9 protein-coding genes, 1 tRNA gene and 1 pseudogene are annotated in these 11,952 nt (G+C 36.8%); 10 read left to right on the forward strand and 1 reads right to left on the reverse strand.

The window, feature by feature from the left end; all coding sequences use genetic code 11:
* Positions 1-65: 65 nt before the first annotated feature.
* The 10 genes and pseudogenes from MRBLBA3_RS13525 (at position 66) to MRBLBA3_RS13565 (ending at position 11,141) form a co-directional block, all read left to right on the forward strand.
* Positions 66-138 (forward strand) — tRNA-Ala (locus tag MRBLBA3_RS13525).
* Positions 139-266: 128 nt separating this feature from the next.
* Positions 267-1,412, forward strand: coding sequence for a glycerate kinase (locus MRBLBA3_RS13530; protein WP_363381688.1), 1,146 nt, complete (start codon positions 267-269; stop codon positions 1,410-1,412).
* A 268-nt stretch (positions 1,413-1,680) separates the two neighbouring features.
* The gene (gene rocF / locus MRBLBA3_RS13535) at positions 1,681-2,574 is read left to right on the forward strand and encodes an arginase (protein WP_000711584.1); all 894 of its coding nucleotides are present in this window, start codon (positions 1,681-1,683) and stop codon (positions 2,572-2,574) included.
* 252 nt (positions 2,575-2,826) lie between these two features.
* Complete coding sequence (gene cdaA, locus MRBLBA3_RS13540; RefSeq protein WP_363381690.1) at positions 2,827-3,648, forward strand: diadenylate cyclase CdaA; 822 nt, start codon at positions 2,827-2,829, stop codon at positions 3,646-3,648.
* Positions 3,641-5,134: a CdaR family protein gene (locus MRBLBA3_RS13545; protein ID WP_363381692.1), complete on the forward strand. Its 1,494-nt coding sequence runs from the start codon at positions 3,641-3,643 to the stop codon at positions 5,132-5,134. The genes cdaA and MRBLBA3_RS13545 overlap by 8 nt, the downstream gene beginning before the upstream one ends.
* Positions 5,127-6,473 (forward strand): phosphoglucosamine mutase, encoded by a 1,347-nt coding sequence (gene glmM / locus MRBLBA3_RS13550; RefSeq protein WP_000521477.1) that lies wholly within the window; start codon positions 5,127-5,129, stop codon positions 6,471-6,473. Before MRBLBA3_RS13545 ends, glmM begins: the two co-directional genes overlap by 8 nt.
* A 286-nt stretch (positions 6,474-6,759) precedes the next feature.
* A pseudogene (locus MRBLBA3_RS20105) lies at positions 6,760-6,944 on the forward strand (hypothetical protein).
* Between the two features lie 12 nt (positions 6,945-6,956).
* Positions 6,957-8,759 (forward strand): glutamine--fructose-6-phosphate transaminase (isomerizing), encoded by a 1,803-nt coding sequence (gene glmS / locus MRBLBA3_RS13555; RefSeq protein ID WP_000334146.1) that lies wholly within the window; start codon positions 6,957-6,959, stop codon positions 8,757-8,759.
* A 111-nt stretch (positions 8,760-8,870) separates the two neighbouring features.
* On the forward strand, positions 8,871-9,029 hold the full coding sequence (locus tag MRBLBA3_RS13560) for a hypothetical protein (protein ID WP_232301892.1): 159 nt from the start codon (positions 8,871-8,873) through the stop codon (positions 9,027-9,029).
* 147 nt (positions 9,030-9,176) lie between these two features.
* The gene (locus tag MRBLBA3_RS13565; RefSeq protein WP_363381695.1) at positions 9,177-11,141 is read left to right on the forward strand and encodes a S9 family peptidase; all 1,965 of its coding nucleotides are present in this window, start codon (positions 9,177-9,179) and stop codon (positions 11,139-11,141) included.
* A gap of 181 nt (positions 11,142-11,322) precedes the next feature.
* Here the strand turns inward: MRBLBA3_RS13565 and MRBLBA3_RS13570 are convergent, their stop codons facing one another.
* A complete protein-coding gene (locus MRBLBA3_RS13570; protein ID WP_002113344.1) occupies positions 11,323-11,829 on the reverse strand; it encodes a DoxX family membrane protein in 507 nt (168 codons plus the stop codon).
* Between the last annotated feature and the right edge of the window lie 123 nt (positions 11,830-11,952).

Below are 11,952 nucleotides of genomic sequence, written 5' to 3' on the forward strand. Positions count from 1 at the left end.
GTAGAATACAACCTTGCCAAGGTTGGGGTCGCGGGTTCGAATCCCGTCTTCCGCTTTATTACTACGGGGCCTTAGCTCAGCTGGGAGAGCGCCTGCCTTGCACGCAGGAGGTCAGCGGTTCGATCCCGCTAGGCTCCATATAAATAGGGAAAGCTTACATCAAATGATGTAAGCTTTTTTTGTGTTTAAATTTTATTGGGAAAGGCAACTTTCATATTTGTCGTTTAAAATGAAGAAAAGGTGTAAATAAGGAATGGGGGATAATTATGAAAGTTGTCATTGCATCTGATTCATATAAAGAAAGTTTGAAAGCTATGGAGGTATGTGAAGCTATTGAAAGAGGTTTTGCAGCAGTTTTTCCTAAAGCAGAGTACGTTAAAGTGCCAATTGGAGATGGAGGTGAAGGAACGGTCGAATCTCTTGTTGGTGCTACAATGGGGGAAATTATACCACTTAATGTGACAGGGCCGCTTGGAGAGAGCGTGCAAGCCTTTTATGGTATGTCTAAGGATAAGAAGACAGCATTTATTGAAATGGCAGCAGCGTCAGGATTACAACACGTTCCAATTGAAAAGAGAAACCCACTTATTACAACGACAAAAGGGACAGGTGAACTTATATTACATGCATTAGATCAAGGAGCGAAACACATTATTTTAGGACTTGGAGGAAGTGCTACAAATGATGGTGGGGCTGGTATGCTATCTGCTTTAGGTGCAAGGTTTATAAACAGGAAAGGTGAAGTAATAGAACCCTCTGGAGGGACATTACATTTGATTACTACTGTTGACCTTTCTAGGGTTGATTCACGCCTAAAAAATCTAAAGTTAGAAGCGGCGTGTGATGTAGATAACCCTTTAGTTGGAGCTAGCGGGGCATCTTTTGTATTTGCGAGACAAAAGGGTGCAAATGTAGAGATGATGAAAGAGCTAGATGAGAATTTAAAACATTATGCTAATATACTTAAACAACATGTGTCTTTAGATGTATCTGAAATACCAGGGGCGGGGGCAGCTGGAGGAATGGGAGCAGCTGTCGTTGCAGTGCTAAAGGGGCAGTTAAGAAAAGGAATTGAAATTGTATTAGATTATACAAATTTTGATAAGTGTATAGAGGGCGCCAATCTGATTGTAACTGGTGAGGGAAGAATAGATGAACAAACAGCGTATGGAAAAGCTCCTGTTGGTGTCGCGAAGCGGGCGAAATGTCGTCATATTCCTGTAATTGCTATTGGTGGATCTGTATCCTCGAACTATACGACTGTTTACGAAAAGGGAATTGATGCAGTGTTTAGTATTACAGCGAGTCCAATGACTTTAGAAGAAGCATATAAAAGGGCAGAAGAGAATATCGAAATGACAGCAAGAAATATTGCAGCGGTGTGGAAATTAGCATCAGAAAAACGCTTCTAAATGTAGAAGTGTTTTTTTATCCAGTTATTTGATGATATTTTGCATAATCCTGAGTGATGATGGAGAAAAGTGCGGGTAAAAATATTAGCTGATAGAAAGGTCAGTTGTTTCATTAAGTTAACTTTATACATAGAATAGTCTTGAAATTTAGGTTTCAATGAGAGTACAAGTGAATATATTGTATATCCATGCAGAAAAATGTCGAGTTGAGTCAGACTATATAAAAGATTTAAAATATTTAGGAAGGCATAAAAGGGGGATACTATCTATGAAAAAAGAAATCTCAGTTATTGGAGTTCCAATGGATTTAGGACAGATGCGTCGCGGGGTTGATATGGGACCAAGCGCGATCCGTTATGCAGGGGTAATTGAAAGAATTGAACAAATTGGATATGACGTTAAAGATTTGGGAGATATATGTATTGAGAGAGAAAAAGAAGTAGATGAAAATACAAAATTAAGAAACCTTACACAAGTTGCAACTGTATGTAATGAATTAGCGAGTAAGGTTGATCATATTATAGAAGAAGGTCGTTTTCCACTTGTATTAGGCGGTGACCATAGTATTGCTATCGGTACGCTAGCTGGTGTAGCGAAACATTATAAAAATTTAGGTGTTATTTGGTATGATGCACATGGTGATTTAAATACAGAAGAGACTTCACCATCTGGAAATATTCACGGTATGTCACTTGCTGCAAGTTTAGGCTATGGACATCCGACGCTTGTAGACTTATATGAAGCATATCCAAAGGTGAAGAAAGAGAACGTTGTAATTATCGGTGCACGTGCATTGGATGAAGGAGAAAAAGACTTTATTCGCGATGAAGGCATTAAAGTATTCTCAATGCATGAAATCGATCGTATGGGCATGACGGCTGTTATGGAAGAAACAATTGCGTATTTATCTCATACGGATGGCGTTCATTTATCATTAGATCTAGATGGGCTTGATCCTCATGACGCACCAGGAGTTGGAACACCTGTAATTGGTGGTCTATCTTATCGTGAAAGCCACTTAGCGATGGAGATGTTAGCAGAAGCTGATATTGTTACATCTGCTGAGTTTGTTGAAGTAAATACAATTTTAGATGAGAGAAACAGAACAGCAACAACAGCGGTTGCTTTAATGGGTTCTTTATTCGGTGAAAAACTGAAATAAATGTAAGAAAAGCAACTGTGAAGTTGCTTTTTTTATTGGAAAATAGGCGTATAATAATGACTTATATTATACTGTAGGATAAGAAAGTTTGACATCTTACCAATTTAAGCTAAAGGGGGCGGGGCGTTTGTAATTGTCGTTTGTTTCATGTATGGTATAATTAACTAGTTGTTGGAAATACATACAGATAGAGCATAAAACAATATTTCAATATATGGATAGAATTGCTCGTAAGTAGGAGGAAGGGTTAGCATGCCTTTTGAAGATACGACCATTTTGAAATATCTTAGTACGGCATTAGATATTGCTGTTGTATGGTTTATTATATATAAGCTAATTCTTATAATCCGGGGCACGAAGGCTGTTCAACTTTTAAAAGGTATTACAGTTATTATTGTCGTCCGGATGATCAGTATTTTACTTGAATTGCATACGCTATATTGGCTAACGGAACAAGTATTAACGTGGGGATTCTTAGCTGTTATTATTATCTTCCAGCCAGAATTGCGAAGAGCACTTGAGCAGCTAGGACGAGGTAGCCTATTTTCGCGTGTGGGAACTCACGAGGAAGATGAACCTGAAATTGTTGCAACAGCGATAGCGAAAGCTACGGAATATATGGGAAAACGTAGAATAGGTGCATTAATTACGTTGTCAAAAGAGACTGGGATGGGTGACTATGTGGAAACGGGTATTCCGCTGAACGCAAATGTGTCATCAGAATTACTCATTAATATTTTTATCCCTAATACGCCTCTTCATGATGGAGCAGTAATTATGCAGGGAAGTACAATTAAAGCAGCAGCATGTTATCTTCCGCTATCAGAAAGCCCGTTTATTTCTAAGGAGTTAGGAACAAGGCATCGCGCTGCAATGGGAGTTAGTGAAGTTACTGATAGTATTACAGTAGTTGTGTCGGAAGAAACGGGTCAAATTTCTTTAACGAAAAACGGTGAGTTACATCGTGATTTGAAGACAGAGCAGCTGAAGGATATGTTGTTAGCAGAATTTAGTGGGAACGAAAAATCGACTTCTTCGTCTTTATGGAATTGGAGGAGAAAGCGTCATGGATAAGTTAATGGAGAATCATTGGTTTTTAAAAGGAATCTCATTACTATTGGCGTGTATGCTTTTCATGTCAGCAACTTTAACTGAAAAAAATACGACATCGAGTATATTACCTTTCGTAAATGAAACGAAAGAAACATTAACTGATTATCCTATTACCCTTAAGTATGATGAAGAGAAATATATTGTAAGTGGTATTCCATCAGGTGGAGTCAAGGTGAAGTTGGAAGGTCCAAAATCAGCAGTTGCTACAGCAAAAGCAAAAAAACAATTTGATATATCAGTTGATTTGCGAGATAGTCCAAAAGGAACTTATGAAGTTTCTTTAAAAGCGAATGGGCTTCCAGATGATGTGAAAGGAACAGTCCAACCAGCAACAATCAAAGTTACTCTTCATGAAAAAGCGAGAAAATATGTTCATGTAGACTTAAAATTATCAAATGAGGATCAGATGCCAGCGGGTGCTACTCTCGAAAAATCAAACATTAAACCTGATACTGTTGAGGTAGTTGGGACGAAAGAAGAAATCGAAAGTATTTCATCTGCTAAGGCGTATATTGATTTGAAAGGTGTTAATAAAACTGTTACAAAAACACCCGAAGTTACATTATACAATAAAGAAGGAAAACGTTTAAATGTAAGAACAAGTCCATCTAAAATTAGTGTAACGTTGAATGTGGCGACGCAAGCTACAGTAAATAACGTCGAAAAAACAGTTCCTTTAACATATTCGAAAAAAGGTAATTTACCAGAAGGTTTAGCTGTTACAAATATTAGTGTTGAACCAAAAGAAGTAACGATATCAGGTCCAAAAGACATTTTGGATAATATACAATCTATAGAGGGGGTCGAGGTAGATCTTAGTCAATTGACGGATTCTACAACATTCGATGCCTCTGTTTTATTGCCAAAAGGTGTGACAAGTGCAAAACCAAATCAAGTGAAGGTTTCTGTAGGGGTACAAAAGGTAAAACAAACGAAAAGTAAAACTATAGATGGTATCCCGATTCAAAAAAATGGAATTCCGAATGATGTTACTGCTCAGCTACTTTCGCCACAAGATGGAAAGATAAGCGTTGATATTTCAGGAGAAGCAAGTATAGTAGATAAAATAACAGCTGCTCAAATAACAGCTGCGATTAATCTGCAAAATGTATCTCCGGGGACGAAGGATGTTTCTATTCAAGTGAGTGGTCCTGGTAATATTTCGATAGAACCAAAACAAAAAAGTGCTAAAGTCACAATTGTGAAGAAAGAAAAGCCAGATAAAGAAGTACAGGGTAATATTGAACAACCAGATCCAGCAAACGATAAAGAAAATCAAACTGAAAAACCAAAAAATCCTGAACCGGATCCAGAAAAGGATCAGGAACAAGATAAAGACAAAGAAAAAGACAAAGAAAAAGACAAAGAAAATGGCCAAGAAACGAGCCAAGAACCAACAGTAGATAATCAAAAAGAGCACGAAAAAGGAGCGAATAATAATGGGTAAATATTTTGGTACAGACGGAGTACGCGGGGTTGCAAATAAGGAATTAACACCTGAATTAGCTTTTAAAATAGGACGTTTTGGCGGCTATGTATTAACAAAAGATACAGATCGTCCAAAAGTAATTATTGGCCGTGATACACGTGTATCTGGACATATGTTAGAAGGAGCTTTAGTAGCAGGTCTATTATCAACTGGAGCAGAAGTAATGCGTCTTGGTGTTATTTCTACACCAGGTGTGGCTTATTTAACAAAAGCTTTAGATGCACAAGCGGGTGTTATGATTTCTGCATCTCATAATCCAGTACAAGATAATGGTATTAAGTTCTTTGGTTCAGATGGTTTCAAATTAACAGATGAGCAAGAAGCTGAAATTGAAGCATTATTAGACAAAGAAGTTGACGAGTTACCACGTCCAACAGGTACTAACCTTGGCCAAGTGAGTGATTACTTTGAAGGTGGACAAAAGTATTTACAATACATTAAACAAACTGTAGAGGAAGATTTCTCTGGTTTACATATTGCTTTAGATTGCGCACACGGTGCGACTTCTTCTTTAGCTCCATACTTATTTGCAGACTTAGAAGCTGATATTTCAACGATGGGAACTTCTCCAAACGGTATGAATATTAACGAAGGCGTAGGATCTACACATCCAGAAGTCTTAGCTGAATTAGTAAAAGAAAAAGGTGCTGATATCGGACTTGCTTTTGATGGTGATGGCGACCGTTTAATCGCGGTAGATGAAAAAGGAAACATCGTTGATGGCGATCAAATTATGTTTATTTGTGCGAAGTATATGAAAGAAACTGGTCAATTGAAACATAATACAGTTGTTTCAACAGTTATGAGTAACTTAGGCTTCTACAAAGCACTTGAAGCAAACAATATTACAAGTGATAAAACAGCAGTTGGTGACCGCTACGTAATGGAAGAAATGAAACGCGGTGGATATAACCTGGGCGGAGAACAATCAGGTCACATTATCTTACTTGATTACATTACAACTGGTGATGGAATGTTAAGTGCACTTCAACTTGTAAACATCATGAAAATGACGAAAAAGCCATTATCTGAGCTTGCAGGCGAGATGACAAAATTCCCACAATTACTAGTAAACGTTCGTGTAACAGATAAAAAACTAGCATTAGAAAATGAGAAAATTAAAGAAATTATTCGTGTTGTAGAGGAAGAAATGAACGGAGACGGTCGTATTCTTGTTCGTCCATCTGGAACAGAACCACTTATTCGTGTAATGGCAGAAGCACCGACACAAGAAATTTGTGATGGGTATGTACATCGTATTGTAGAAGTTGTGAAAGCGGAAGTTGGAGCTGAATAATTTACCAAATTTGTTTTAAAAGGAGCACAAGAAGTGCTCCTTTTTCATATGTTTTATAGACAATGAAAAAAATTTCATTGACGATTTATCTTGTTTGTTATAAGATTGTCTTGTTCTTTTTCTCAAAGGAAATATTGTAAATTATAAAAGCGCCAGAACTACAGGTAGTGTAGTTGACGAGGTGGAGTTTATCGAGATTTCGGCGGATGACTCCCGGTTGTTCATCACAACCGCAATCTTTTACTTAAAACATTAAGGTGACTTAGTGGACAAAGGTGAAAGTGTGATGAGAGAAAAGGAACGGATGAATACTAGCTGTATAAGTATATACGGACTTTAACCCAATCGAGAGGAAGGTGAAAGCCGTTACAAGCTTACAGGGCTAGCAATATGTAATCCGTTTTTTTAATATAAATAAATGGTATCGGACTATGTCGTTACATGTTCGCAAAGCAGTGTAAGCATTTGTAACGGCGACTAAACATGTGTGGAATCGTAGGATTTATTGGAGAGCAAGATGCAAAGGAAATTTTATTAAAAGGTTTAGAAAAGCTAGAATATCGCGGATATGATTCAGCAGGTATTGCAGTACAAGCAGAGAACGGTGTTATTGTATACAAAGAAAAAGGCCGTATTGCAAAACTTCGCGAAGTCGTAGAAGAGAATGTAGCAGCAAGCGTGGGAATCGGTCACACACGCTGGGCTACACACGGTGTTCCAAGCAAAGTAAACGCGCATCCGCATCAAAGTACATCAAAACGCTTTACACTAGTTCATAATGGTGTAATTGAAAACTATGAGTTAGTGAAAAAGGAATATTTACAAGATGTAACGTTCGTAAGTGAGACAGATACAGAAGTTATCGTACAGCTTATGGAACAACAAGTGAGCACAGGACTAAGTGTAGAAGAAGCGTTCCGTAATACGCTATCTCTTTTACATGGCTCTTATGCAATCGGATTACTTGATGCTGAAAATCCAAACATGATTTATGTTGCTAAAAACAAAAGCCCGCTATTAGTAGGTGCTGGTGATAACTTTAATGTTATTGCAAGCGACGCTATGGCGATGTTACAAGTTACAGATCAATTTATCGAGTTAATGGATAAAGAAATGGTAATCGTAACAAAAGAAAGCATTACAATTAAAAACTTACAAGGTGAAACGATTGAACGTGCACCGTTTACAGCGGAATTAGACGCAAGTGATATTGAAAAAGGAACGTATCCTCATTTCATGCTTAAAGAAATCGACGAGCAACCACTTGTAATCCGTAATATTATTCAAAAGTACCAAGATGAAAATGGCGAAATTGAATTAGATCAAGATATCCGTAATGCAATTTTAGATAGCGATCGCATTTACATCATTGCATGTGGAACAAGTTATCATGCAGGTCTTGTTGGAAAGCAATTCATTGAGAAATTTGCGAAAGTACCAGTTGAAGTACATGTAGCAAGTGAATTCTCTTACAACATGCCATTATTAACAGAAAGACCATTCTTCATTTACATTTCACAAAGTGGTGAAACAGCTGATAGCCGTGCAGTACTTGTGCAAACAAATGAAATGGGTCATAAAGCATTAACGATTACAAATGTACCTGGTTCTACGCTTTCTCGTGAAGCTGATTATACACTTCCGTTATATGCAGGACCAGAAATCGCAGTTGCATCGACGAAAGCATACACAGCACAGCTTGCAGTACTTTCAATCTTAGCGGCTGACATTGCAAAAGCAAAAGGTGAGGTTCTTGATTTCGATTTAACTCACGAATTAGGACTTGTAGCAAATGCAATGGTAGTACTTTGTGATCAAAAAGAAGAGATGGACGCATTAGCAAAACAATTTTTAGCAACAACGCGTAACTGCTTCTTCATCGGACGTAGCGTAGACTTCTTCGTAGGTTTAGAAGGTGCGTTAAAACTAAAAGAAATCTCTTACATCCAAGCAGAAGGATTTGCTGGAGGAGAATTAAAACACGGTACAATTGCCTTAATCGAAAACGGTACACCAGTTATCGCGCTTGCTACACAAGAGCACGTAAACCTTGGAATTCGTGGTAACGTGAAAGAAGTAGTAGCACGCGGGGCTAACCCATGTATCATCTCAATGAAAGGCTTAGAAATGGAAGGTGACAGCTTCGTATTACCAGCTGTACACGAAGCACTAGCACCGCTAGTAGCAGTTATTCCATTCCAACTTATCTCATACTACGCAGCACTTCACCGCGAGTGTGACGTTGATAAGCCACGTAACTTAGCTAAGTCTGTTACTGTTGAGTAGGAGATTGGTAGAGTAACTAGATTATTGTAAATTTAAAATAAAGTCACGACGTTTATAAAAAAGTTGTGAAGCTTTGCCCCTTTGGATATGATTATCTAAAGGGGCATTTTTGTGTCGAAAAAAAGAACATCTAATATTGATAAGTGGATTAAAGAGAGGAAAGGAACTGGCAGTGGGAGAGATTATCAGCCTTGTCTTGAAATTCAAGACGGTCCCTCATTAGATTGGTCAGTAGGATTTAAAAAGTATAAAAACCGGCAGACAACATGAGCTTTTATCGGATTTGGGACGGAACTACTTTTATTTAACTGAATTTTCTGTTGTTATTCCGGATATTCGTTGATGGAAAAAACCACTGATTAAAGTTTCACTTTATTGAACAAATTAGATTACTAGACATTACAAGGGGGGTTATTAATGAAGGTGAAAGAAAAAACATATTTAAGTATAGAAGAGGTTATCTCGTTACCAACCTTATCAGGTACAAACATAAGTGATGATGGAAAAAATGTAGCATTTGTCAAGAAGACAGCTAACTGGAAAGACAATACGTATAGAAATCATATATGGATATATGAAAAAGATAAGGAGCAGAGTTACCCACTAACAACTGGAGATATAGATAGTACACATCCATTATGGTCTCTAGATTCTAAGACTATTGCATACCTTAGCCCAGGCGGTGACGGGGCTAATAAAAATCAGATCTTTGTTAAGTCAATAGACGGTTGTAGTGAGGTTCAAATTACTGATGAGAAAGAAGGGGTCAGTAATTTTAAATGGGAGCCTAGTGGCAAAGGCTTTTATTATGTGGCACAGTCAAAAGAATGTGAGGGAATAAAGAAACGTAAAGAGCTATATGGGGACTTCCAGCATGTAGGTAAGGAACATCGGAATAATTGTTTATATTACATTGAAATAGAAAAAGTGATACAAAATGATAAAGGGGAACGAGAGATTAGCGGTGTTTATCAATTAACTGAGGGTAAGGATTTTTATATACATAATTTTGATATTTCAAATGATGGGAAAAAGGTTGTATTTATAGCTACACCAAGCCTAAACGATTATATGAATGGTGATCTATACATATTAGATATTGAAGCTGGAGAACTACAAAAGATGAATATAGATAAGTTGTTGGGAGGGAGCGTTTGCTTTTCTCCTGAAGGCAGCAAAATATGTTACTCAGCAAGCATAAGAGAGAAGGATTATTATAGAAACCATATACAAGATAATACATTAGAGATATATGATATGAACACTGGAGAGGTAATTCGACCTTTAACAAATTTTGATAGTACGGTTATGCCATTACAGTGGACAGCTAAAGGAATTTTAATTAGATGGCAGGATAAAACGAATTACCTTATTGGGTTGTTATCTGAGGATGGCACTGTAGAAATGTTAAGTGAAAAAGTAGATGGCTTTATAATGGATGCTTCTATAACAAGGGATGGAAATTATATATCCTATAATAAGGCTATTACAAATGAAACCTTTGAAATTTATTTAGACGATAAAAAAATAACGAATGAAAATAGCTTTTTCGAAGGAAAGCTTAAAAGTAATAGGGAAATAATCTCATGGAAAAGTAGTGATGGTCTTGAAATAGAGGGTGTTTTATCGACTCCAGTAGAGTTTGACACAAATGAAAAATATCCCTTATTAGTAGTAATCCATGGTGGTCCGGCTTGGGCATCCTTCCCAATATTTTCAGATTGTTTTAATGAAAAATATCCTATCGAGCAGTTTATCGAAAAAGGCTTTATCGTTTTAGAACCAAACTACAGGGGAAGTTCTGGTTATGGTAATGAATTCTTAAAAGCAAACTATAGAAAACAGGGGATTGCTGACTACGAGGATGTTATATCTGGAGTGGATAAACTAGTTGAAAAAGGGATTGCAGATAAAAATAGAGTAGGGGTTATGGGATGGAGTAACGGGGGATATATATCAGCTTTCTGTTCTACATTTAGTAGTAGATTTAAAGCTATTTCAGTTGGAGGTGGAATCACTAACTGGAGTACCCATTATGTAAATACAGACATCCCTTACTTTATTAGGATGTATTTAGGAAATAATCCATGGAATGATCCAGATATATATAGGAAAACATCACCAATGACATATATTAAATCAGCCTGTACTCCCACCCTAATCCAACATGGCGAAAAGGATGCAAGAATTCCAACTCTAAACGCGTATGAGCTATATCAAGGGTTAAGGGATATGGAAGTTGATACAGAATTAATTATATTTAAAGGAATGGCATATAGTTCTGATCAGCCGGGAATGAATGTGGCTATTATGAAGCAGAATTTGATGTGGTTTTCACACTATATTCTTGGAGAAAGTATGAAAGGTTTTAGGGTTTTATAATGGCTTGTTTTAGTCTTTAAGCTTTTTAGATGCTTGAAATAAAGTCGTACACATTTATCCGGTTATATATGATTGAGTTTAACATTTCGGATAAGGCAAACTGTGAAATATTTTGGTGTAAATAAGAAAAGAGCCTGAATGTAGGCTCTTTTCTTATTTATATTTAAAAGATGAACTATTCTTATGCAGTTTTACTTAATTTATATGCTTCACGGTTATTTTTTTTGAAAAGTTTTGGGAAAACATAACCATCTAATCCAATACGTCCAGCATTCTGTCCTGCAACTAAAATGAACATAGTTAAAATAAGTAGGTTTGGGTTTACACTAACAGTTCCGCTTAATAAAAATGAAAGGTTCATTATGATGCCGAAAAATGCAGCTGTTTTTGTTAATCCACCTAAAATCAAACCTAGACCTACTAAAATTTCTCCCCATTGAACTAAAAAGCTAAATAGGTCTGCGTTTGGAAGAACAAAATGTTGAAGAAAATCTGCCCACCAACTTTGTACTGCAGGGTGGTCACCTGACGCTTGAGCGATAGCTCCTTTTAGAAAACCACTTGCATCAAAAGACTGTCCAAAAACTTTTCCTATTCCAGCAGCGAGCCATGCATATCCTATGTAAAGTCGTAAAAATAATAATATGAAAGTAGCGCGTTTATCAGTTCTTAAAAAATTGATAACCATTGAAATCCCTCCAATGTATTGTATTTACATGTTTATTATATATCCATTGTGAATAAATTCACAATGGATATAATGTGAACAAAAATTATGATTTTTTATTTGTACATAAAGTATTTGGAAATT

The sequence above is a fragment of the Bacillus sp. LBA3-1-1.1 genome (assembly GCF_040676495.1).
GTDB classification, from domain to species: domain Bacteria; phylum Bacillota; class Bacilli; order Bacillales; family Bacillaceae_G; genus Bacillus_A; species Bacillus_A nitratireducens.

Excerpts from the sequence above, each read along its gene's own strand:
- MRBLBA3_RS13530 (WP_363381688.1), top strand. The coding sequence starts at position 267 with ATGAAAGTTGTCATTGCATCTGATTCATATAAAGAAAGTTTGAAAGCT.
- rocF (WP_000711584.1), top strand. The coding sequence starts at position 1,681 with ATGAAAAAAGAAATCTCAGTTATTGGAGTTCCAATGGATTTAGGACAG.
- cdaA (WP_363381690.1), top strand. The coding sequence starts at position 2,827 with ATGCCTTTTGAAGATACGACCATTTTGAAATATCTTAGTACGGCATTA.
- MRBLBA3_RS13545 (WP_363381692.1), top strand. The coding sequence starts at position 3,641 with ATGGATAAGTTAATGGAGAATCATTGGTTTTTAAAAGGAATCTCATTA.
- glmM (WP_000521477.1), top strand. The coding sequence starts at position 5,127 with ATGGGTAAATATTTTGGTACAGACGGAGTACGCGGGGTTGCAAATAAG.
- glmS (WP_000334146.1), top strand. The coding sequence starts at position 6,957 with ATGTGTGGAATCGTAGGATTTATTGGAGAGCAAGATGCAAAGGAAATT.
- MRBLBA3_RS13565 (WP_363381695.1), top strand. The coding sequence starts at position 9,177 with ATGAAGGTGAAAGAAAAAACATATTTAAGTATAGAAGAGGTTATCTCG.
- MRBLBA3_RS13570 (WP_002113344.1), bottom strand. The coding sequence starts at position 11,829 with ATGGTTATCAATTTTTTAAGAACTGATAAACGCGCTACTTTCATATTA.